Source organism: Desulfocastanea catecholica (assembly GCF_054657295.1).
Genome location: NZ_BAAHYZ010000018.1, coordinates 1 through 22,327, shown reverse-complemented (window position 1 = coordinate 22,327; position 22,327 = coordinate 1). Strand labels below are relative to the sequence as shown.

At 53.7% G+C, this 22,327-nt stretch carries 22 protein-coding genes and 1 pseudogene; 15 read left to right on the top strand and 8 right to left on the bottom strand.

All coding sequences use genetic code 11. The features are described 5' to 3' along the window. Nucleotides 1-568: 568 nt before the first annotated feature. Together ACYQ8U_RS15795 and ACYQ8U_RS15790 are read left to right on the top strand one after the other, a co-directional pair. On the top strand, nt 569-4,762 hold the full coding sequence (locus tag ACYQ8U_RS15795; RefSeq protein ID WP_459946520.1) for a DEAD/DEAH box helicase: 4,194 nt from the start codon (nt 569-571) through the stop codon (nt 4,760-4,762). A gap of 18 nt (nt 4,763-4,780) precedes the next feature. Beyond that, complete coding sequence (locus tag ACYQ8U_RS15790) at nt 4,781-5,476, top strand: DUF554 domain-containing protein (RefSeq protein WP_459946519.1); 696 nt, start codon at nt 4,781-4,783, stop codon at nt 5,474-5,476. A 105-nt stretch (nt 5,477-5,581) separates the two neighbouring features. Here ACYQ8U_RS15790 and ACYQ8U_RS15785 read toward each other — a convergent pair whose 3' ends face one another. Both ACYQ8U_RS15785 and ACYQ8U_RS15780 read right to left on the bottom strand, forming a co-directional pair. Then, nucleotides 5,582-6,106 carry a hypothetical protein gene (locus ACYQ8U_RS15785; RefSeq protein ID WP_459946518.1) on the bottom strand — a complete coding sequence of 175 codons (525 nt, stop codon included), beginning with the start codon at nt 6,104-6,106 and terminating at the stop codon, nt 5,582-5,584. Between the two features lie 108 nt (nt 6,107-6,214). Continuing rightward, entirely contained in the window at nt 6,215-7,099 is an 885-nt protein-coding gene (locus tag ACYQ8U_RS15780; protein WP_459946517.1) for a DUF2971 domain-containing protein, read from the bottom strand. Between the two features lie 278 nt (nt 7,100-7,377). On the opposite strand from ACYQ8U_RS15780, the gene ACYQ8U_RS15775 reads away from it, so the two are divergent. The 11 genes from ACYQ8U_RS15775 (at nt 7,378) to ACYQ8U_RS15725 (ending at nt 17,417) form a co-directional block, all read left to right on the top strand. Further along, nucleotides 7,378-7,803 (top strand): DUF2914 domain-containing protein, encoded by a 426-nt coding sequence (locus ACYQ8U_RS15775; RefSeq protein WP_459946516.1) that lies wholly within the window; start codon nt 7,378-7,380, stop codon nt 7,801-7,803. A gap of 18 nt (nt 7,804-7,821) precedes the next feature. After that, nucleotides 7,822-9,276, top strand: coding sequence for a diadenylate cyclase (locus ACYQ8U_RS15770; protein WP_459946515.1), 1,455 nt, complete (start codon nt 7,822-7,824; stop codon nt 9,274-9,276). A 150-nt stretch (nt 9,277-9,426) separates the two neighbouring features. Next, nucleotides 9,427-9,690, top strand: coding sequence for a hypothetical protein (locus ACYQ8U_RS15765; protein ID WP_459946514.1), 264 nt, complete (start codon nt 9,427-9,429; stop codon nt 9,688-9,690). 135 nt (nt 9,691-9,825) lie between these two features. Then, nucleotides 9,826-10,503, top strand: coding sequence for a hypothetical protein (locus tag ACYQ8U_RS15760; protein ID WP_459946513.1), 678 nt, complete (start codon nt 9,826-9,828; stop codon nt 10,501-10,503). A 15-nt stretch (nt 10,504-10,518) separates the two neighbouring features. Then, nucleotides 10,519-11,763, top strand: a complete 1,245-nt coding sequence (locus ACYQ8U_RS15755) for a hypothetical protein (protein ID WP_459946512.1) — start codon at nt 10,519-10,521, stop codon at nt 11,761-11,763. Beyond that, on the top strand, nt 11,750-13,789 hold the full coding sequence (locus tag ACYQ8U_RS15750) for an SUMF1/EgtB/PvdO family nonheme iron enzyme (RefSeq protein ID WP_459946511.1): 2,040 nt from the start codon (nt 11,750-11,752) through the stop codon (nt 13,787-13,789). The genes ACYQ8U_RS15755 and ACYQ8U_RS15750 overlap by 14 nt, the downstream gene beginning before the upstream one ends. Then, on the top strand, nt 13,786-13,932 hold the full coding sequence (locus ACYQ8U_RS15745) for a hypothetical protein (RefSeq protein WP_459946510.1): 147 nt from the start codon (nt 13,786-13,788) through the stop codon (nt 13,930-13,932). The genes ACYQ8U_RS15750 and ACYQ8U_RS15745 overlap by 4 nt, the downstream gene beginning before the upstream one ends. A gap of 1 nt (nt 13,933) precedes the next feature. Continuing rightward, nucleotides 13,934-14,689: a MotA/TolQ/ExbB proton channel family protein gene (locus ACYQ8U_RS15740; protein ID WP_459946509.1), complete on the top strand. Its 756-nt coding sequence runs from the start codon at nt 13,934-13,936 to the stop codon at nt 14,687-14,689. A gap of 23 nt (nt 14,690-14,712) precedes the next feature. Next, nucleotides 14,713-15,765 (top strand): vWA domain-containing protein, encoded by a 1,053-nt coding sequence (locus ACYQ8U_RS15735; protein WP_459946508.1) that lies wholly within the window; start codon nt 14,713-14,715, stop codon nt 15,763-15,765. After that, complete coding sequence (locus tag ACYQ8U_RS15730; RefSeq protein WP_459946507.1) at nt 15,762-16,712, top strand: vWA domain-containing protein; 951 nt, start codon at nt 15,762-15,764, stop codon at nt 16,710-16,712. The genes ACYQ8U_RS15735 and ACYQ8U_RS15730 overlap by 4 nt, the downstream gene beginning before the upstream one ends. Before the next feature lie 93 nt (nt 16,713-16,805). Then, nucleotides 16,806-17,417, top strand: coding sequence for a flavodoxin family protein (locus tag ACYQ8U_RS15725; RefSeq protein ID WP_459946506.1), 612 nt, complete (start codon nt 16,806-16,808; stop codon nt 17,415-17,417). Between the two features lie 31 nt (nt 17,418-17,448). Here the strand turns inward: ACYQ8U_RS15725 and dpaL are convergent, their stop codons facing one another. From dpaL to ACYQ8U_RS15705, 4 genes are all read right to left on the bottom strand, one after another. After that, the gene (gene dpaL, locus ACYQ8U_RS15720; protein ID WP_459946505.1) at nt 17,449-18,714 is read right to left on the bottom strand and encodes a diaminopropionate ammonia-lyase; all 1,266 of its coding nucleotides are present in this window, start codon (nt 18,712-18,714) and stop codon (nt 17,449-17,451) included. A 12-nt stretch (nt 18,715-18,726) separates the two neighbouring features. After that, complete coding sequence (locus ACYQ8U_RS15715) at nt 18,727-18,948, bottom strand: hypothetical protein (RefSeq protein WP_459946504.1); 222 nt, start codon at nt 18,946-18,948, stop codon at nt 18,727-18,729. Between the two features lie 296 nt (nt 18,949-19,244). Next, the gene (locus ACYQ8U_RS15710; protein ID WP_459946503.1) at nt 19,245-19,847 is read right to left on the bottom strand and encodes a class II aldolase/adducin family protein; all 603 of its coding nucleotides are present in this window, start codon (nt 19,845-19,847) and stop codon (nt 19,245-19,247) included. A 311-nt stretch (nt 19,848-20,158) separates the two neighbouring features. Continuing rightward, nucleotides 20,159-20,557 (bottom strand): hypothetical protein, encoded by a 399-nt coding sequence (locus ACYQ8U_RS15705; RefSeq protein ID WP_459946584.1) that lies wholly within the window; start codon nt 20,555-20,557, stop codon nt 20,159-20,161. Here ACYQ8U_RS15705 and ACYQ8U_RS15700 point away from each other — a divergent pair. Together ACYQ8U_RS15700 and ACYQ8U_RS15695 are read left to right on the top strand one after the other, a co-directional pair. Continuing rightward, nucleotides 20,525-20,623 carry a hypothetical protein gene (locus ACYQ8U_RS15700; protein WP_459946502.1) on the top strand — a complete coding sequence of 33 codons (99 nt, stop codon included), beginning with the start codon at nt 20,525-20,527 and terminating at the stop codon, nt 20,621-20,623. The genes ACYQ8U_RS15705 and ACYQ8U_RS15700 overlap by 33 nt on opposite strands. 126 nt (nt 20,624-20,749) lie before the next feature. Continuing rightward, nucleotides 20,750-21,694 (top strand): HpcH/HpaI aldolase/citrate lyase family protein, encoded by a 945-nt coding sequence (locus ACYQ8U_RS15695; RefSeq protein WP_459946501.1) that lies wholly within the window; start codon nt 20,750-20,752, stop codon nt 21,692-21,694. A 38-nt stretch (nt 21,695-21,732) separates the two neighbouring features. Here ACYQ8U_RS15695 and ACYQ8U_RS15690 read toward each other — a convergent pair. Continuing rightward, a pseudogene (locus ACYQ8U_RS15690) lies at nt 21,733-21,938 on the bottom strand (DUF488 family protein, N3 subclade); the annotation flags it as partial. 95 nt (nt 21,939-22,033) lie between these two features. Further along, on the bottom strand, nt 22,034-22,327 hold a 294-nt coding region (locus ACYQ8U_RS15685), incomplete at its 5' end, for an Sfum_1244 family protein (protein ID WP_459946500.1).

The following is a 22,327-nucleotide window of genomic DNA, read 5'->3' as shown; positions in this document are numbered from 1 at the left end:
CGAAATTTTCACCTCTGTAATTTGAGGGGTGGTTACCGAATGGAAAGGTAAGGTGTGGATTGATACAACCAAGGCGATAATACTAAGGCAACGGTATCGGTCCTGCCACTGCGCTCTGACCTTGTCGAAGACGCCGCCGAACTCTTCTTTACTTACAGTGAATTCTCGTCATTTTTTACAAAAGCGCGGAATTGTGTCTGTGTCGAATGCAAATGCCGGTTGATCTCGGCCAGTTGATGAGAAAGGTTCAGTAGTTCATCTCTACCGGAGAGGACAAAATGAAACCTCTTGTACTTCTGTCAATTTTGGTTTTTTTTGTAAATGCATCCGCTGCGGGAGAATGTCCTCATGAAAAGGGTTTTTGTGACAATGGCTGGGTCATCCATAGTGAAAAAGATTTTTTAAGGTCATGCCGGGCCTGATCCGGAATCGGCCAAATTTTCATTTGTACATCATAGCTTGGCAGGCTATTATTGCCGGTCTGTTAAAACAGCCGCAGTCGCATGCATGGCGTGCCTGCCTCGGGGGAGTTTGGCGATAATAATGATCAATACAGTGAACCGTCGCAATGAATAGCCAGAAAAAAGACCCTGTCTCGCCCGAAGAGGCCTATCTCGCCTTGTCGCGGCCGGCAAAGGCCATAGTACAGCTTCTCGCCGTAGGTGTTGATGATTGCCGCCTCGATATGGTCAGCCTTTTCCTGGAGGATCTGCATTGTAACGATGCCGATGGCCGCCGCATTACCCGGGCCGGTCTCAAGCCGTTAATCAACGAGCTGACGGCGCAGGGGCTGGTGGTGAAAAACACCGCCGGTCTTTGCTGTGCCGAGTCGATATGGCACCAGGCGTTTCATGATACCCTGATCGACAACACCTACCCGGCTATTGTCCAGTACCTGCAGCAATACCTGTCCCTGCCGAAAATAGTGACAAATAGACGCGAGCCGTACAGGAGTTACCGCCAGATTCTCCGTGATTTCCATATCGCCTTGTTTTTGAACGGTTCGATACAGGAGGTCAGGTACCTTGCCTACTCTGTTGCCTATAGCGAATTCAATGAGCAGTTTCACACGAATAATCCCTTCCTGACCTTCCTGGCGCGGCCTTTTTCCGCGGCCATATTCAAGAAGATCAAACGTGCCATCAGGGTGGAAATTTTAACGGATCTTTTTCATGCAGCCCAAATCTGCCTGGAGCCATCCGATGATATTCTCGACTATGTCCTTGGCAACCATGGCCGCGAGGTGGTCAAAAAACCTCTGGTGTCCTTCGTCCTCTTTCATTACCTGCTGCGTGGAGAACCACCCATCAGTCGACACCTGCTTGATAAAATGGTCGATGACGATGTGCAGCTGGAAAAAGCCGCCTGGGCCGGCAGTCTGGAATTTGTCATGGGCAACTATCCGGCAAGCCGTGACCTGTTTACCAAGGCCAATCATCTGTTGAAGAAAATATCCGGCAAAAGGAAGGTGTTTCTGCAGAATTATGCCGGAATCTTTCATCTTCTGGCCCTGCTGCAGTGCGGTGAGGCGGACGCGCTCCGCGAGGCGCTGGAGTACATCAACCTTGCCGAAAAAAACAGATATCCGCTGCTTCGGGTGATAAGGGACCTGGGGCCGATTTTTTACGAGAAGCTTGGGTTGGCTGTTCCCGAAAGATATATGGAAGGCAATGTTTATTTACTTAAGAACCCGACAGATATCCTGTGTAGCCGGCTTTTTCGCTTCTGGGCCGGTGACAAAACAACTGCCGCGGACATCGCCCTGCTGCGGCAAACCAGGGATGCTGCGCTGGACAGTGGCTACATCTGGCTGGCGGCGGAATATTCCGCACTGCTGGCCGCCCTCGGTCATGACCGAAAGACCAGCAGCGAGGTCGCTGCCGGGCTGCACGCCGCCTGCACGACCAGCAGCTGCGTGGACATTGTCCGGCTGCAGCCGCCATGGGAAAAGACCTTGCAGGCCTTGCTGCATCTCAGCACAGGGGGTAAGGATAAGGCCATTGCCGCCGAAGAGCGGTTGATCTGGCTGTTCAATTTCAGCGAAGAATTCCATTTCTGTCATCTCTCGCCGAGGCTGCAGAAAATGTCCGTCAAGGGCGCCTGGACCAAGGGCCGGCCGGTAGCCCTGAAAACACTGTATCAGGACTACCATGACATGCCGGGACTGACCGACCAGGACCGCCGGGTGTGCGGGACCATCAAGGAGGAATATTACCGTACCGGCTGGGGCAGGCATACCGCGACCGAATATACTCTGGATCTGGACAAGGCGCTGCCGGCGCTGGTGGGACATCCCCTGTTATTTCTCGAGAATAGCCCCGAGGTAAACGTGGAACTGGTTCTCGCCGAGCCGGAGCTGCATATCAGGCAGGAAAAGAACGGCCTGAAACTGTCCGTCACGCCATCTCTTGCCAAGGTCAACGGCGGCCTGATGGTGCAGAAAGACACCCCGACGCGCTTTAAAGTTATCCGCTTCACGACCGAACACCTGCAGTTGATCAACCTGCTGGGGAAAGGGATGACCATCCCCAAAGTCGGCGAAGAGCTGGCTCGAAAAGCGGTGGAGGCGTTGACACCGCTTATCACCGTGCATTCCGATCTGGCAGGGGCAAACCAGGCCGCCGTCGTTCCGGCCGATTGCCGGCCGCACGCGCATATTCTTCCCTATCGAGACGGTATCAGCCTGGAATTTCTCGTCAAACCCATCGCCGACGGCAGCTCGAGTTTTCGGCCGGGCAAAGGCAGCAAGAGCGTGATGGCGGTGATTGACGGCAAATCCGTCCAGGCGGTGCGTGATCAGAGTCGAGAAAAAGAACGGCTGGCCGGGATCATCGATGGTTGTCCTACCCTGCAGCGTCTGGAGGAAAACAATACCCAGTGGCAGATCGACGATCCGGAAGATTCGCTGGAGCTGCTGCTGGAACTCAAGGAATGCGGCGACCAGGTGATCATGGAATGGCCCCAGGGCGAAAAGATGGCCGTGCGGCGGCAGGTAAGCGGGAAAAACTTTTCCCTGCGCATCGGCAAGGACCGCGACTGGTTCAAGGCCACCGGCGCCCTGACTATCGATGACACGCTCAGCCTCGAGCTGCGGCCGCTCCTGGAGATGCTTAGCCGCTCAACCGGCCGGTTTATCCCCCTGGATGATGGTACTTTCCTGGCACTCACCAGGTCGTTACATGGCCGGCTGGCCGAATTACAGGCCTACTCCGAGGGACACGGCAAGGGGGTTCGTTTTGCGCCGGTGGCTGCCCTGGCCCTGGAGGACCTCACCCGCGATGCCGGGCAGATGCACAGTGATAAGGCCTGGAAGGAGCAGTGCCGGCGCCTGGCCGAAACGGCCGCGCCGCCGGTGCCCTCGACCCTCCAGGCCCAGCTTCGCGACTATCAGACCACCGGCTTTCAGTGGCTGGCCCGCCTGTCGTCCTGGGGAGTGGGCGCCTGTCTCGCCGATGACATGGGGTTGGGCAAAACCGTCCAGGCCCTGGCGGCGATCCTGCTGCGCGCCGGGCAGGGGCCAACCCTGGTGGTCGCGCCGCTGTCGGTCACCTCGAACTGGCTGGAGGAGGCCGGCCGTTTTGCCCCGACCCTCAATGTGCAGATCTTTGGTCCGGGAGAGCGCAAACAGGTCCTCGACAATCTGCAGCCCTTCGACCTGCTCGTCGTCAGCTATGGCCTGCTGCCCCTGGAAGGGGAGCTGCTTGCTTCGGTGGCGTGGCAGACGGTGGTCCTCGATGAGGCCCAGGCCATCAAGAACATGCAGACGAAAAGATCCCGGGCGGCCATGGATCTGCGCGCCGAATGCCGGATCATCACCACCGGGACGCCGGTGGAGAATCACCTCGGCGAACTGTGGACCCTGTTTAACTTTCTCAACCCGGGCCTGCTCGGCTCCTTCAAGAAATTCAACGAAAAATTCGCCCTGCCCATCGAGCGGGATCAGGACAAGGAGGCGCGGCAGCGTCTGCGCAAGTTGATTCGCCCCTTTATTCTGCGCCGCTTGAAAAGCGATGTCCTCCAGGAATTGCCTGCCAAGACCGAGATTACCCTGGAGGTCGAGATGAGCCCGGAGGAACAGCTGCTCTACGAGGCCCAGCGCCAGAAGGCCATGGTGACCATCACCGCCCATCAGGATGAGGCCGCCGGCCAGCAGCATCTGCGCATCCTGGCCGAGATCATGAAGTTGCGCCGCCTGTGCTGCAATCCGAATCTGCTCCTGCCGGAGGCGGATATCGCCTCCTCCAAGCTGCGGGTCTTTGGCGATACCCTGCGCGAGCTTCTCGAAAACAAGCACAAGGCCCTGGTCTTCAGCCAGTTTGTCGACCACCTCGGTATCATCCGCGACTATCTTGATAAGGAGAAGATCAGCTACCAGTATCTCGACGGCTCCACGCCGATAAAACAGCGCCGGGAACGGATCACCGCCTTTCAGAACGGCAGCGGCGATGTTTTTCTCATCAGCCTCAAAGCGGGCGGGGCGGGTCTCAACCTGACCGCCGCCGATTATGTCATCCATATGGATCCCTGGTGGAATCCGGCGGTGGAGGACCAGGCCTCGGACCGGGCCCATCGCATCGGCCAGGACAGGCCGGTGACCGTCTACCGTCTGGTAATGAAGGACAGCATCGAACAACAAATTGTCAACCTGCACAAACAAAAACGCGATCTCGCCGATAGCCTGCTCGAAGGCACCGATGCCGCCGGGAAGATATCGGCGACCGAACTGCTTGCTTTGCTGCACGGCGAGAAGAAAAACCTCTAACACCATCTGGAAACGAATATGCTGGGAACTATAGTCAACGCCTTGGCAATCATCGCCGGCAGCCTGCTCGGCCTTCTCTTCAGCAAGGGGATCGCCGATAATTACAAAGAAATCATTCTCAGCGGGGTCGGTCTGTCGGTGGTGCTGATCGGTATCAAAAGCGCCCTGGTCTCGGACAACCTGATGGTCGTTATCTTTTCGGTCATTGTCGGTGCCCTGCTCGGCGAGAGTCTGCAGATAGAGAAGAAACTGGAGAGTCTGGGCGCCTTTCTCGAAAGAAAGGTTGTCTCGAAATCAGCCGATTCAAAGTCCTTTGCCAGGGGATTTGTCACCGCCAGCCTGGTTTTCTGTGTGGGCTCGATGGCGATTATCGGTTCCATGGAAAGCGGGCTGACCGGAAACCATCAGACGCTTTTTGCCAAGTCGGTGCTCGACGGAGTGACCTCGGTCATCTTTGCCTCGGCGATGGGCCTGGGCGTGATGTTTTCCGCCGCCGCCGTGTTCCTCTATCAGGGCCTGATCACCATCACCGCGGTCTTCATGAAAAGCCTGCTGGTGCCGGAAACCATCGAACAGATGACCTCCGTCGGCGGTTTGCTTATCATGGCCATCGGCTTGAACATGCTCAAGATAACCACTATCCGTGTCGGCAACCTGATTCCCGCTATTTTCCTGCCGCTGGCCTATTTCGCCTTGCGACAATTTATTTCCTGAACGGTCTTCTTGACAAGCCAGCAGAGCCGGGCCACCGAACATTCCGTAAATATTCAATGCACTACAAGGGAATGGTGGTGCCCCGCTACCGGGTGAAATTATTGGCTACATATTGCTCAAGTCGTCAATTGCATCGATGACCATTCCGCTGCCGACGGCAATCAGCAGTATATCCGATGCAACGCGCACGAACCGATGGCCTGCCGGCGGTGGTCCGAGTCGCACAATAAGCTCCGGCGACAGATCATGGTAGATAACGTCCTGGGGCAAAGGCCGGCCGCGCTGCCATTTTTTGGCCTGGCCGGGAGGCATGCAGCCATTATTTTTTTTAGCCAGCCCCGGCGGGCAGTGACCGGAACGGTATTGCTCTTGATAATAGGTATGGATGGTGTGCCGCTGCTGGTCGCTGAAGTTGAATTGGATGTTGATGCCGGAGCTGGATTGTTCCCGGACATAACCATTTTTGCCGCCCTGACTGTCGCCCCGCTGCTCTTTCTGTTCATGTTTTCCGCCTTGACCCTTGTTGCCGGCCCACGGCGGCTTATCCGCCAGGCAAGTGGTGGCAGTGGCCAAGGTGAAAGCGAGGGCGAGGGTTACAATGTGGCTCTTGTGGCGTGGTGATCTGTTCATAATCCGTCTCCATAGAAAAAAAAGTTACCAAAGCACCTATTGAAAAAGCGCGTATTGGCGGTACTGGCCTGCATGACTCTGTTCAGCAGGTCGGTCTGGCAGACTCTCCTACCTGGCACGGTAGGGAATCTGGCAATAAGAGATGCCCTTGTCTGGTCGTATGCTGTTTTTCGCGAGGAACATGGTCAAGGAGTTCATCGAGATGGTGATGTTGGGCGTGGGGCCTAAAAAAAGATGCTCTAAGGCGATGGGTGAATTGTCCTCGGTAATGAGCTTGAATTCAATGTAGGGCACGAGCATCGATGCACCTTCGCGAAACAGCACCGGGGCCTTGACGTAATCGGTGATGACCGGAGAGACGATTCGCCACTCCTCTTCTTCCCTGAAAGAAGGATGCTTGAGGATGGCGGCGATGCGCAGCAGGTCAGTTTCTATTAATTGAAAGATGCAATGATATGAATTGTCAGCACTTTTTCCCTGGTGAGTATATTCCGGGACATGTTTTTCGGCAAGAGCCTCAACGGCATCGATAATCCGGCTGATCAAACGCTGCTGGCTTTTGCTGCTGTAGATGCATCTGCCGATCTGGAAAGACTGCTGTCGAGCGCAGCGCAGGATTGATTCGGGATCAAAGCCGAGGCTCACCCCCTTGCCGAGCCTGCTGTAGCCGCGCCACTGGCTGAGCAGATTGCCGTTTGATCGGAAGGACGAGGCAAAAAGCATATGGCCGTTGGTGATACGATGGGTAACCCAGTCGAGAAATCGGTTGAGCAGATCCGGCTTGGCATGACCGGCGGTTATCCGGCGGGTGATTTCCGTTCGGATAAGATCGGCGGTATGCTTGAGCTCGGCTGAATCGTTCATATACCGGATATCACTTGCCCAGAGCGTGCCACTTTCAACGATGCCGAGAAGCCCGGTGAAACTGGTGTAGTGATAAAGTCGTTCCTGGGGCAAATCCGCATAAAGTTTGGAGGTTATGTCTTGTATCATGAGGGTGTCGATCAGGTTTCTGGTTATCGGTTGCGTCGTCCTTGATTATCCTGTTTATTACGGTATAACTCAAGTGCTGAAAATGTAATTTCGATATTTTATGCTCTTCAAAACAAAGGTATTTATGTCATAACTATTTGTAGAAACAAGTATTTTAGTGAAAAAACTGCTTATTCCATTAACAGATGCCTCCATCTGTGCCCATTGTTAGCAGTGTTAGCACTGTTAGCATTGGTGAAAAGTGAAACCTGAAAAACGATTACCTGAGTGACGTGTTCATGAATACCATCAGCAGAAAAATCTTTTATCCGCTTTTCCTGGCTCTGGTCTTGTTTGTGCCCGGGACCGTGTGGTCCGAAGAGAGCAATGTTCTTGTCGAAGAACCGACATTGAAAAAAGCCGTTATGTGCGAGTCCATTCAGAAATTTCTGCCGGCCAATGAGGCGGTGGTTTTCTCGATCGATCTGGGCCGACTCTACTGTTTTACCGAGTTTGACCCGGTGCCGGTGCAAAGTGTCATCCATCATAAATGGTATCGCAAAGGTAATCTCGTCACCGTCAAACAGCTGACCCTTAATCCGCCGCGCTGGTCCTCATTCTCCACGATACAGCTGCGGGAACTGGACAAGGGGCCGTGGCAGGTTGAAATTATCGGCGACAACGACAAACTTCTTCGCACCTTACGATTCAGTATAACGGATTGACTTTAACGGATTAACTTTATGGACGCACAGGTACTCTCTCTGGTCAGCTTTCGCTGGCAGGATATATTAGATATTCTTCTCAATAGTTATATTCTCTTCCGGCTCTACGTGCTGTTTCGCGGGACCAATGTCGTTCGCATGCTGATGGCCATCAGCTTACTCTGGATTCTCGAGCGCATGGCCAGGAGAATGGGCCTGATTGTAACCAGCTGGGCTATCCAGGGTATCATTGCTGCGGCTGCCTTGATTATCATCATCGTCTTTCGCAATGACATTGCCGGTGTCTTCCAGGCCCGCAGTTTCAAATCCTTTTTCTGGGGGATTCCCCGGCGTCAAAATCAGACACCAACGGAAATTATCACCGACAGTGTCTTCGAACTGGCTCGCCATAAACTTGGCGCGCTGATAGTTTTACCCCTCAAAAAAAGCATCGATGAGGTGGTTCACGGAGGTATTCAATGGCAGGGGAAGCTCTCTCGGGAAATGTTGATGAGCATCTTCTGGCATGGCACACCGGTCCATGACGGTGCGGCAATAATCCAGGGAAAACAGGTTGTCAAGGTCGCTGCTATTCTGCCTCTATCAATAAATGACCGCCTGCCGTCGCACTTCGGCACGCGGCATCGTGCCGCCGTCGGCTTGACTGAGCTGACCGATGCGCTGGTCCTTGTTGTTTCCGAGGAACGGGGCGAGGTTACCGTATTTAAAGATAAATCGATTATTCCCATCAAAGACAATATTTCCTTGAATCGGGTGCTCCGTCAATATGTCGGTGCAGTCCCGGTGAAAAATGGTGCGAAGAGGGAGTTACTTGAGCTCTGCCTTGCCGGGTTGATCTGTCTCGCTGGCGTTACCACCATCTGGTCGAGCTTTGCCCGGGGGGTTGAAACCTTTAAAACTCTGGATGTGCCGGTGGAGTTCGTCAATCGGGATCCGAAATTGGAAATTCTTTCCTCATCCGTCAGTAGCGTTAAGCTGCAGATCAGCGGGTCCGGGTCGCTCATCAGGTCCGTCAGCCCCGATCAGGTGCAGGTCAAGATTAATCTGGCCAATGCCGAGGCCGGCAAGAATCAGGTCACCATTGCCAGGGATGGTATCGTCGTGCCGCCGGGAATTGAACTGAAGCAGCTGGAACCACAGAAACTCGAGGTGGTCCTCGACGTGCCGGTGCAGAAAAATCTGCCCATTCAACCGGACTGGGCAGGTAAACTGCCGCCTGGTCTTCTCCTGCAGGAAGCACGGACCATTCCTGAGACGGTCAAGGTGAGAGGCGGCAACCAGACACTGAAAGATATTCGAACCATTTATACCGAAAAAATTCCTCTGGAAAATATTACTGCCGACGGCAAGGTAACCGTCAAGCTGGTGCTGCAGTCGTCTTCTCTGAAACTGGCCGACGATTCGCCAAAAAATGTTCAAGTGATCCTTAAGGTTACCAGGAGATCGCCGCTGGGCAGTGTTGAAGCCAAGTAGGGGTGTATAAGAGATACGGAGCATTTCGTCTCCCTGCGACAGAAAAAAACTCCTCTTTCTTGACAGAGATCATGTCATGGTATTACTTGTTTTAGAACAAATAGCAAAGAGGAGCAGGCTCGATTAACTATTAGCGGAGGAGGAAGAAAAATGACCGAGAACAAAAGCAGGTTTGACGCCTTGAAGGCATCTATTGAACAACTTCGTGATGAGATCAACGTCAAGGCCCATCTTGGCAAGGCCGAGGCGAAAGACGCACTCGAAGAGCTTGAAAAGAAATGGAGTTCCCTGCAGTCGCAATATAAATCCGTGGCCGACGAAGCGGGCAAAGCCGCAAAAGAGGCGCGTGCTGCGCTGGGACTGGCCGCCGATGAGCTCAAGAAAGGGTACGAACGTATCCGCAAGCACTTCTAGAATTTTTTGTACTTTTTTGGATTCCGGATCAAGTCCGGAATGACGGCGGCGGGTAGAGCTTGTCGTTCCGGGCTTGATCCGGAATCCACCAGTATTACCGGAAGAACCTCTTTATCTGTACGATGGAGGCACGTCTTGATAAGCGCAAAAATATTTGCCGCTCTGGTTTTCTCCAGTTACCTAGGACATTTTTTGTTTTTTCAGCAGAACACCTGCGCAGCAAGCAGTCTTGGCGAAGCCGTTGATTGTACCAAGGTGCACGTTGACTATTCGGACGATCCGACCCTGACGCGAGAAGAACGTCTTCGTCTTATGGATCAGGCCTTTTTTGAGTCGTTGAGCAGATTTGAGCTGTGTCAGGCGGCGGCCAGGGCGGCGAAGTCTGCCGCGGGAGCCGGCGGCAACGGCAGCGGCAACGGCAGCGGCGGCGGTGCAGACAATGGCCCAGGCCAGAATTCCGCGGACTCAGGCTCAGAAAAGAGCAACATGTCGGCAGGCGGCTCTGTTGCCAGTTCGACAATGTCGGGAACGGAAGCGGAACAAACCTCTCGGAAAATCCCTTCCGCCGACGGCATGGAATCTGCTGATACAGCGTCTTTGCCGGGATCCCAGGCTATGGATGAGGCAAAAAGCCAATCCGCTAAAAATTCGTCACTGGCAAACGGCAAGCTTCCCGACGATATTCCATCAGCGAAAAATGACGATGCCCTGGCGGCACAGATACGCTATGCTGCCGAGAACGAACCGGATCCCGTGAAAAGCGCCCAGCTGTGGAATGAATACAGAAAATACAAAGGCCTGGCCTCCAGATAAGAGTAGAACGATATCATGCTTTTTAAAAAAATAGTCACTGTCCTGGTTATTTATTCCTTTCTTCTTGCAGGCTGTACGACCAGAAACCGAGCGTCCTCCACCGTTGGCCCTCCTCCTTCATCTTCTTTTCAGAGCGTTTCCAAGCCGATCGAAGCGGTGTCGGCCAGTGCAAAACCTGATGTGATTATTCCCGTTTTTGATCCCGGTCTGCCGGAAGACCCGGCGGATTATGCTAAAGAAAAGATCTGGCCTGAACTGCGCCGGGCGGAGGCGAACCGTTTTGCCTATAAGTTGAAGGAGCAACTGGAAGCGACCGGGAAATTTGGCGCGGTTCGGGTAACGCCGGATAGCACCGCCACGGGAGATCTGTATATTCTTGGCCGAATTGAGCAATCGAACGGTGAGCAGGTAGAGATAGACATCGAGGTCGTCGATATAGCCGGCAAGAGCTGGTTTGCTGAATCTTTTGCGCATCAGGTCGCCGCAGCCTTTCATCGAGATCTGAGAAATGACGGCAAGGATCCGTACGAGCCTGTTTTTGCCGAGGCTGCCGCGGAAATTGTTGCCGAGCTTGGTAAACATTCTCCGCAGGAGTTGGCGGAGCTGCATGATCTTGCCGATATCCGGTTCGGCGCGCACTTTTCCGAGAGTTCCTTTCTGCCGTATATGAACACGGAGAAAGGGAAATTTACCCTGGTGAGTAAACCCAGTGACGAGGACCCCATGCTGCAGCGGGTGAGAGCCATCCGCGTGCGCGATCAGCTTTTTGTCGACAACCTGCAGGATAACTATGCCGCTTTTGCCAAGGAGATGAATGAGAGTTACCTGATGTGGCAGGAGCAGAGCCTGCTTGAGACCGAGGCCGAGCGTGCCGCCAGCCGAAAAGCCATGGGCCAGGCGATAGGCGGTGTCCTTCTGGTCGGTCTGGCGGTCCTTTCGGCGGTGTCGGGATCGAGGTCTAGTTCCACCGGCGGCAGTGCCGCCGGTGCGACGGGGGCAATTCTTGGCGGCGTGGCGGGAGCAACCTTGATTTCCGGGAGTTTTCAGACCAGTGAGGAAGCAAAAATACACCGGGATGCGCTCGGCGAGCTCGGCCAATCCGTTGATATGGCCCTGGCTCCCCAGGTTGTTGCCTTTGAAAAAGAAAGTGTTGAGCTGACCGGTAATGCCAAAGAGCAATTTGGCCAATGGCGGGCTTTTCTGCAAAAGATCTATGCCGAAGAAATGACCGCAGAAACGAACGCATATGAGCCAATTTAATGAAAAATTAGATCAAGCGAGGGATCGGCACAAACGATTGTACCTTGCCGTTGGTGTAACGGTGCCGGTAATTCTTTTGCTGATCGTCGCGCTGCTGGTCGTTTCCCGTGGTACCCGGATTGAAATTATGCCACAGGAGGCGAAAGAGCATGCGGTTATCAGGGTGGCAGAGGGGCTGGCGTTCAGCCTTGCCGACACCGTCTACTCGCTGCGCGCACATCCGGTTATACGCGCCGCCGCGCCAGGGTTCAGGGATGCTGTGCAGACAATTGATGCCACCTTTCTCGGTAAAGTCCTGCCACTGACCCTGGTTGCATTGCCGGGACGGCTGGTCCTCGACATAGCCGGCGATGCTGCCGATCTCGCCAGGACAGCATGGCGAATCGATGGCCGCGAGGTGATACTGGCCGAGAAGCTTGATGTGCAACTTGACGCCGGCGCCTACACAATCACCATTGACCACCCCTTTTTCCAGCTCAAAGAGGTAGCAGTTGCGATAAAGCGAGGCGAAGAGACCAAGGAACAGGTGGATCTGCAGCCTGTGGCGGGGATGCTGCATGTTGTTTCGCATCCGTCCGGCGCGACTGTCTTTCTTGACCAGGAAAAGGTGGGGAAGACCCCGCTGCACCTTGACCGAAACGGCGGCCGGTATGATCTGCGGGTAGCGGCGGCCAACTCTATCGAGACGCAGGAACAGGTGTCCATTACCCGGGCCGAGCCACAGGTGCATCGCAACTATCAGCTCGAACTGCAAAAATCACGGGTCCATCTGGAACTGCTGCCAAGGGACGGAACCCTGCTGGTCAACGGTGTGGTGCACAAGGGGACCGGGGCAGAAGCCCTTGTCCTCGATGCGACGAAAGAATATCGTCTCACCTACAGAAAGGCGGGCTATTATCCGGCAACGGAGACCGTCGTGCTTGGCGTCGGCGAAGAAAAGCGCCTTTCTTTTCACCTGAAAGAAGAACTGGGTCGGGTCGAGTTTGTTGCCTCGCCTCCAGCCAGTATCTGGATCGGCGGCAAAAACCTTGGCCTAAGCCCGGTCACACTCACACTTCCGGCCGTCGCCCAGGCGGTTACTTTCAAAAAGCCAGGCTATCGCTCCGTGGTCAAAACCATTCAACCAAGGGGCAGTTCGGTGCAAAAGGTCTCCGTTACCCTGCAGGGCGAATATCAGGCCCGGCTGCAGGAGGCACCTCGGGAGTATACCAGCCACGCCGGTATCAAACTGAAACTGTTTGCCATCGAAGACGACTTGATCATGGGCGCTCCCCGGTCTGAAAAAGGTATGCGGGCCAATGAATTTCTGCGCAAGATCCGTTTGACCAGGCCTTTTTACGTCGGTCTGTATGAGATTACCACCGGCCAGTTTGCCCAGTTCAAGCCGGGCAAGGGTGGAGGTTCGCCAGAGAGCCCCGTTACTTCGGTCAGCTGGCAGGAGGCGGCGGCCTTTTGTAACTGGCTGAGCGAAAAAGAAAAATTGGACCCCTTCTATAAAATAGCCGGTGGCCGGGTGACCGGCTTTGACGCGCACACCGACGGCTATCGGTTGCTCAGCGAAGCCGAATGGGAGTGGCTGGCGCGCAAAGCGGGAAAGGAGCAGCAGACGATTTTTACCTGGGGCAACGCAACGGTCATCCCGCCCAGGGCGACCAATGCGGCCGATGAAAGCGCCCAGGGGCAGGTGCGATTTTATGTACCGAAGTATCGCGATGGCTTTTCCGGTGTGGCCCCGGTCGGCAGTTTCACCAGGGAGCCGTCGGGCCTGTATGATATGGCCGGAAATGTCAGTGAATGGGTGCACGATGTCTATTCGCTCGTGCCGCCGCCGCAAACTACCGCGATCAATCCGCTGGGCTCGCAAGCCGGCGATGCCCATGTCATCAAAGGTGCCGGTTGGCGTTCCGGCACAATTACCACCCTGCGCCCGGCATTTCGCGAAGGGCTGAGCGCCGGGCGGGACGATGTCGGCTTTCGCATTGGACGGTATCTTGCCTCGGACGTTATCCTTATGGGAGAAAAATGAGTAAGATAAACAGGATATTAAGCAAAAAATCCGTGGTGTGGCTGGGTATTCTGGTACTTCTTTGCATCACGGCGGTGACGGTGTATGCCGTGCTGCCGGCGATCAGCCTGAATTCTCCGACCTCTTTCCCGGTGGATATTTGATATGTCGGATATAGTGAAAAGTTTTCTGGTGTTGCTTGTCTCCGTCGTCGTTGTCCATCTTGCCTATATCGGCTATGTGCGTCCGGAAGCGGATCTTCTGCTGGAGACGGCGCGACAGGCCGGCCAGTCGGCTCCCCGTCACCTGATGATTGTCCTGAAGGATTATGAGCAGGAGATCTGTTTTATTCTCATGCTCTGGGGCAGTTACCTTATCTTGAGCAAGTGTCGGGCGATCCTGCGCAACAATTACCTTTTTACCGTTGATCTGATCGAGGGAACGGCAGGCGAGAGCCTGGTGCCGGAGATGGTCATTGAAAAGCTGGACACGGAGCTTTCCGCTGAGCGGAGTGGTGCACCGCTCATTCAGACGCTGCGTTCGGCCCTGTGGCGTTATGCCGGGACGAGAAACGTACAAAATCTTTCCGACGCGGTTGAAAGCAGTGTCGAGGCGCTGGCCATTCGTCAGGATGCGGAAAATTCAATGATCCGCTATCTTATCTGGGCCATTCCGTCCATTGGTTTTATCGGTACGGTGCGCGGCATCGGTGAGGCGCTGTCCCTGGCCGACAAGGCCCTTGCCGGAGACATCGCCGGGATGACCAATAGTCTTGGTGTGGCTTTTAACTCGACACTGGTCGCCCTGTTGATCAGTATTCTGCTGATGTTTCTCTTCCATCAACTGCAGCGCCTGCAGGATGGCCAGCTGGTCGATATTCAGGCCTACTGTGACCGGTATCTTCTTGCCCGCATTAAATAAACGGTGAATGTAACGGTGAATTCGTGAGAAGGCGTCGCCCGTCGCAAGGTTTCAACCTGGCTTTTCTGGACATCATGTCCTGTGGCCTCGGCGCCATAGTGCTGGTGTTTATGCTGGTCAAGCACAATATCGGCAATGTGCCGGCGGAAACCGATCTTCTCACGGAAGATTTGCAGCGCCTGGAACTGCAGCAGGATCAACTGCAGCAGACCCTGGCCCAGCTGCAGAATGTTGCTCAGTCGGAGGCGGAGAAAATTGCCCGGCAAAGAGCAGAGCTCACCCGGCTCGAGCAGTCCCTTTCGCAAAAAGATGAGAACCTGATACAGAAAAAAGAGCAGCTGGACGCCTTGAAAAAGGATATTTCCACCAGGCCGGTGGCCCGGATGGAGGATCCTGTGCAGGATGATCGAGGCGGGGAAGAGACTTACCTGATGGGGCTCAAGGTTGCCGGGCATCATATTGCCGTGCTTGTCGACAGCAGTGCTTCGATGACCGACGAGAAGCTTCTTGATATCATTAAAAGAAAAAACGACTCGGGGGAGAACAAGAAACGCGGGCCAAAATGGCGGCGCACGAAAAAAATTGTCCGCTGGCTGCTTTCCCGGGTGCCGGCGACCAGCCGGCTTACGCTGATCTCATATAACGACCAGGTCAAATCCCTCGGCAAGGGTGCGACGGCTACTCCGGCAGCACGTGCCGTGCTCTACCGGGACCTGGATACCATTGTACCTGAAGGCGCCACCAATCTGCACAAAGGTCTGCAGGCAGTGGCCCAGAGTGGCGCCACTGATCTTTACCTGATCACCGATGGTTTACCGACGGTCGGTGACTCGCGCTATGCCGGTCTGAATCCTTTTGCCGCCTGCAGTTCCCTGCTCGGCAGATCGAACACCATTTCCGGCGAGTGCCGGGTCAAGCTTTTTCGACAAAGCCTGAAGGATAGCAGCCTTCGCGGGGTAAAGGTCAATGTCGTTCTGCTGCCGATTGAAGGTGATCCCGATGCGGTGAATGAATACTGGGCCTGGGCGGCAACCACAGGAGGCCTGCTTATCAGTCCCGCCGGGAACTGGCCATGAAAATCAAGAAAAAAGATTTTGATATCTTTTCCCTCGCCTTTCTCGATATTATATCCTGCGGTTTCGGTGCGGTCATACTGCTGGTGTTGATCTCCAATACCGCAGGTGATGTGGCAACCTCAGAGAGGGCCGATGCGATTGAAACTCTTCTTGGCCGGTCGACAAACCTGGAAAGCCGGATAGAGAGCCTGGCCGGGGAAATTGAGGTGCAAAAGAAGAAAAATGACGAGCAGCTGGCAGAAAGCGGCGGTTTAGGCCGCACGGCAGAGACACTTGCCCTGAACCTTGCGCAAAAAAAACGTGCGGAAAATTCCCTTGCCGGTGATCTGGAAGGCTTGACGCTGGTGCAATCGACGCTGCAGAGGATGACTATCGCGCCGGCGACCAGCACCACCACCCGTGATGAGGAGGTCGGCGGTATTCCGGTGGACAGCGACTATGTCATTTTCATTGTTGATACCTCGGGGAGTATGCTGTCGATCTGGGACCGGGTCGCCCGGGAAATTTTGCATGTTCTGCAGATTCATCCGCAGGTAAAAGGGTTTCAGATTATAAACGATCAGGGCAAAGCGCTTCTTGACGGCTACAGCGGCCGGTGGATTCCTGATACCCCGCAACGGCGCAGGAGTGTCATACAGGTGTTTGCCGGCTGGCGGGCCGCCTCGAACAGCAGCCCGGTCGAAGGAATACAGATGGCCCTGAAACGCTACGCCAAACCGGGCCAATCGACGGCGATCTACGTTTTTGGTGACGATTATACCGGCTCCTCCTACGATCCGGTTATTGGTGACATTACTAAAATGAACAGACTGCAGCCAAACGGCCGGCGTCTGGCAAAAATACATGCGGTCGGCTTTCTGTCAAAGTATACTAGCGGGCGTTTTGCTATCTTGATGCGCGAGATGACCAAGAACAATGGGGGAACCTTTTTGGCACTGCCGATATAGTGAGAAAAACAGGATGTTTCTTTACAACATTATTGCATGCCGTGGATGCGGCATTTATTTAACAGCATGATGAAACACTCATGAGGAGGTTGCATGGTCAGGATTATAGCGATTTACGGCAGTCCCCGGCGCGATGGAAACAGTGCCGGCCTTTTGAAACAGGCCGTAGCCGGCGCTCGGCAGGAAGGGGCTGAGGTGGAAGAGGTTTTCCTCCGCGATTACAACATCTCACCGTGCATGGAAATATATGCCTGCAGAAAAAGCGGCGAATGCGGCATTCGCGACGATTTCCCGAAAGTTCTCGCCAAGGTCGAGGCCAGCAGCGGCATTATGCTCGCCTCGCCGATCTTTTTTTATTCGGTGAGTGCGCATACGAAAATCTTTATGGATCGATGCCAGTCGCTCTGGGTGCGGAAATACTGGATCGACAAGGAGACCTCTGGCCAGGAGCCGCAAACCCGCAAGGGATTATTTATTTCGGTGGGCGCGACCAAGGGTAAAAAACTCTTTGAAGGAGCCATTCTGACTGTTAAATATTTCTTTGATGTCCTCAATGCCGGGTTATGGAGAACCGTTCTCTGTAGAGGGGTGGATCATAAGGGCGAAATTGACAAGAAGGAAGAGTATCTGCGCGAAGCCTTTGAGGCGGGCAGGGAGTTGGCAAGGGTGCTGCTGGAGGAGAAAAGAGCGCAAGGCGAGCGTTGATATAAGGGCGATTTGCCGTGCCGGATGCAGGTCAAGGCCTGGTTGGCGGAGTTGCCTGGGTCGCACCCCGCTCAGCGGGAAAGACGCCGGGATATTTCCCGTACCAGAGAATATTCCGGGAGTTAACTGGATCGGTCGCACCCTCGGTATTGAAAAAGAGTAAGGTCGACTCCGGTCCGATGGCCAGTTTTTCCTTGATTTCGCTGAACGCTGCGTGGTTGATGAGCAGATCAAGGAGGCCGGGACCGACTGCGCCGGATTCACCCGCTTCTATCCTCCGGTCGCCGTTGATGGGGTTGGCAAGGATGCGCATGCCGTTGGCCGCGACGTAATTATCACAGCTCACATAGCAGCTGGGGAAATCACGGAGAATTTCCCAGCTGATCGGGTTTGGCTCGCCGCAGGCCAGTCCGGCCATAATAGTATCGAGGTCACCGGTCACCGCATGCGGCTTCCCGTCACCAGCCTTGGCGGATGTGAAAATACAGGCGGCATTGTTTGGTTCCATGATGATAAAACATGGCGGCTGGCGGGGGTATGTATTGACCAGATAGGCGACAACCGCGCCGGTCATCGCGCCGACGCCGGCCTGGACAAAGACATGGCTCGGTGCCGCATCGTGTTCGGCCATCTGTTCCACCGCCTCTTTGCACATGGTCATGTAGCCCTGCATTATCCACAGGGGGATCTCTTCGTAGCCTGGCCAGGCCGTATCCTGGAGCAAATACCAGCCATTTTTCTCTGCGGTTTCGGCAGCCAGACGGACAGTGGCATCATAGCTCATATCCGTCACCTTCACGGTCGCGCCGTGTGAAGTTATGTTGTCGATTCGCGAGCGGGTGGTTCCTTTCGGCATGAAAATGACCGCATCCTGCCCCAGCTGCTGGGCGACCCAGGCGACTCCTCGGCCATGATTGCCATCCGTTGCTGTGGTAAGGGTCATGCGGCCAAGCTGCCGGCGCGCATCATTGCTGACCAGGTAGGCATAGTCGGTTTCCGCCAAGGTCACATGCAATTTGCGGCAGATCAGCCGGGCGGCGGCATAACTGCCGCCGAGTACCTTGAAGGCCTTGAGATCAAAACGGGTGGATTCATCTTTGACGAAAATATCGCCGACACCGCTGGATTTAGCCAGTCCCTTGAGTGACACAAGTGCTGTGGCCCGGTAGCCGGGGAGTTGCCGGTGAAAACTGTGCACCTTGCCGGCGATTTCTTCGCGGAACTGGGCTGGTAATTTGCTTGGCTGAGGGTTCTGCAGCAAAGCCTGGAAGCGATAGTCGGGGATTTCCAGTAACATAGACAATATCTATCAGTGATACACCCGCTCCATCTGATTTAATTGCTCCTGGGCGTACAGATCCTCAACCCAGGAGTTGTTTTTATTGTTGGTGATGATAAAACGCATCCTTGCTTTCGGCTTGGTCTTGATTGTCTTGTTTACCGTGGCGGGTTTTTTTAAAATGACTGTATTATCCGCGGCTGGCAGGGGTGACTTCTTGAAGTTACGCAAATTACTGAAGTCGTCTGACATGATTTACTCTCCTCTCTCCAGGATAAACATCAAAAAAATCGTTTCGTATCATAAGAATTCTTTTTTCTTTTTAGTAAAGAATTTCATGTAGATACATTTTGTCGACGTAATTCCAGTTCATTGATGTGAAACTAATATACTGTATTATAAAAGAAATTGACAAAGAGTAAATGGGCGAGAATACCCATAACTACTGAGTATATATACGGGAGTTTGTTGGTATATTTCTATAAATTCAATAACATGTAGAGTTCTTGTTTGTCCGTAATAATGTGATGGTGTCGTAAAAACGGTTTTTACGATTTCATCAATAATGTGATAAATTCGGAAAAGTATCGAAGAGTTACTTTTCCGGCACTGTCGATATCTTCTCCTAAAGCGACAAAACCATGATCCTTTAAAATAAAAAAGGAGATGTCCGGAGTAACCAGCGCCAGTGCCGAGTCGGCAAGTTCCCGGGTGCCATAGTCATAAAATCTTTTCGTTACGGGAATATTGAGATCCCTAGCGTGCATGTTCAACAGGGAACAATGGCCATGCAGGATGGCGTTGATGTGCGGCAGTGCCCGGTACAGGGCGTTGTGGAGAAAACATTCCGAGGACGGCGGGGCATTCCCTTCGGTGATAAAGGTGGTAGACGGCTCTTCAAAACCGATGACGTGGCAGAAATCGGCCGGTTGCAGTGCTTCTGCCGGGGTCATTGCCGATTTTGTTATGACAAAGGATGTTGGTCCGGTTCTATAGGAATGATTGCCATAGGCGCCGCATGCATGAACGGGTGCCAGACCAAGCTGCGAAAAAAGATATGCCCAGTGGTTGAGAAGTGCTAAGCGGTGGTCGTAGGGGAAGGTTGTTTTTGTTGAATGGTACTGAAATTTTACGCCCTGGTATGTTTCCATAGCCTCTTACCCTCAACTGATTTTCCGGGCTGAAGAAAAAAAGGGTTTGCGATAAGCCTCGAAAAACCTTTTTCAATGTGGCTGAGCGAGAGAGAAACTCAGTTTATTTTGAATTCAGTTACAATGAGATTGGTAAGATTATTGGGTTGGTTATTTTAAATATACCCCCTTAGTACACCCTTTGTACTATGGCTCCCACTATTTAATCTTACAGCGTTACAGCTTCCCATTTTAATGAATAGGCATTTCCAAATCGCCCCTGACATCCAAACACTGATATACATCATTCGTAACCCCTGCACAATTCCAAATTATCTACCCTCTCCCAAAAGACGCAGAAAAAATCTTATGTCCCGCGCATGCATTCGGCGGAACACATACTCAATCAGGCAATGGTCAGGAAATTCCATTGTGGCCGATGCTTCAGCGCCCACGTGAACAAGAAGAAGTCCAAGTGTGACTACCACTTCGCCAGAGCCCTGATAGATGACGAAGCGAGGGAAGTGGATGCAGTGGTCAATAAGGCGTTTTCCGCGAATCTGGATGTAACCGAGGATATAATTTCCATTAAGTAAGCCAAGCGGCATTTCAACCTCACCCGTCTTCCAAACGGCGTCGAAACCGTTGGCATAGTGCGTATCGGCGACTATGATTTCTGCCCCTGCATCGGCGAACATGTGTACAATACCGCCGAAATCGGCGAGTTCCATATAATCTCCCAGGATTGCAACAATGGCGTTCTTCGGATACGTTACAAACTCGGCGACCCGGAATAGCGATGAGAATGACGTCCTCAGAATTCCATTTGTGATTATACATAGAGGCTGTTTCCCAACGCCGGGAGAGTGCAGATTGTCCGTTAGTACAGCTTCATCCATCATCGTCAGGAGGAAACGTATTCCATGAAACCCTATCGCTCGATTTTGTCCGTTCCCGGACATATTCAGAAAATGCATACCAAGGCCGCCGAAAGCGCGGCCGATGTTATCATGCTCGACCTGGAAGACAGTGTCCCGCAGGAGGCGAAAGAAGATGCAAGAATGCAGGTTCTTACTTCCCTGCAAACCATCGGTTGGCAAGAGAAGACTGTTAGCATCCGCATCAATGGTCTTGACACAGCTTATGCCTACCGGGACCTGCTGGAAATTGTCGAAGGGGCAGGTGACAAGGTGCACTCAATTGTCGTGCCGAAGGTCAATCATCCGGGCGATATCCATTTCGTCGAACGGATGCTGGACGGGATCGAACAGGCCAGGCAACTGCCCGGTACAATCGGTATCGAGGCCTCCATCGAGACTGCCGAAGGATTGGCTGATGTCAGGGCCATTGCCGCTGCCGGTCGGCGGGTGCGCAGTCTGGTTTTCGGTATTGCCGATTACTCTGCCTCGGTTGGTGCGCGTCTGGTTTCCATTTCCGGGCACGGGGAAAACGAAGCCGATATCTATCCCGGCCATCGCTGGCACTTCGCCCTCAGCCGCATTGTCATGGCCGCCAAGGCTAACGGCCTTCTGGCCATTGACGCCCCTTACGGGCACTTCAAAGACATCGCAGGGTTGCACCAGTCGGCGGTAATGGCAGGGGCCTTGGGGTGTGACGGCAAATGGGCTATTCATCCGACCCAGCTCGAAACCATCAACAGGGTCTTCTCCCCATCGCAGGAAGATATTGACCGAGCGGTCATAGTTCTTCAGGCCGTCCAGGCAGCCAAACAACAATCACGCGGTGCAATCGCCGTTGAAGGAAGAATGGTCGATCTGGCCACCTTACGCATGGCGCAGCGACTTTACGACCAGGCTTGTTATCTCGGCTTGGTTGAAGCGGGTGAGGGAACGGATATCTCCGATTGATTGAGCGAAGCTTGGGGGGCTATGTTGCCGGGTGCGGTCTATTTGACGTCCGCGCCTCTCTTTGTGAGAAGCTCCCGCAAAATTGAGCGACGGCAGCGGGCCTCATCTTCGCAATAACAGCCAATCGACTATTCGTCTGATGGGACAATGCCGCCAACAGGTCCAAATCCTTACTTGGTTCTGGAGCCTTTAGCTCGGACAGAAACTTTCTTTTGAACGTTTTCCAGGACTTGTCATCATCGGCACCCAGGTTCTGGCTATACTGCAGGCGCTGGTACTGCGTTGTACCCCTCTTGCAACAACAGCCCAGGGCTGAGCCATTGTGAAGATGAAAGAAGACTAAAAAAATATCTTCCAAAAATGATAAATGGAGAAGCGATCGAAAATGAAAAAATATGCAATCGAGCAGGGCCAGCCTGATTTACAGTAAATTACTTTGGCTTCAATCCAATCCAGAAGATCACCATATTCTGGCTCTTGCCACGGTTCCAAATCGTTTTCCCACTTGTAGAGGTTGCGAAGCTTCAGCACCACAGGGCAGATGGTATAAATTCCATGATCCCTGGCGTCTGAGTTATTACAGTTATGTTGTATATCTTTAATTATTGCGTTGTCCCGATTTGAGGCGACCCT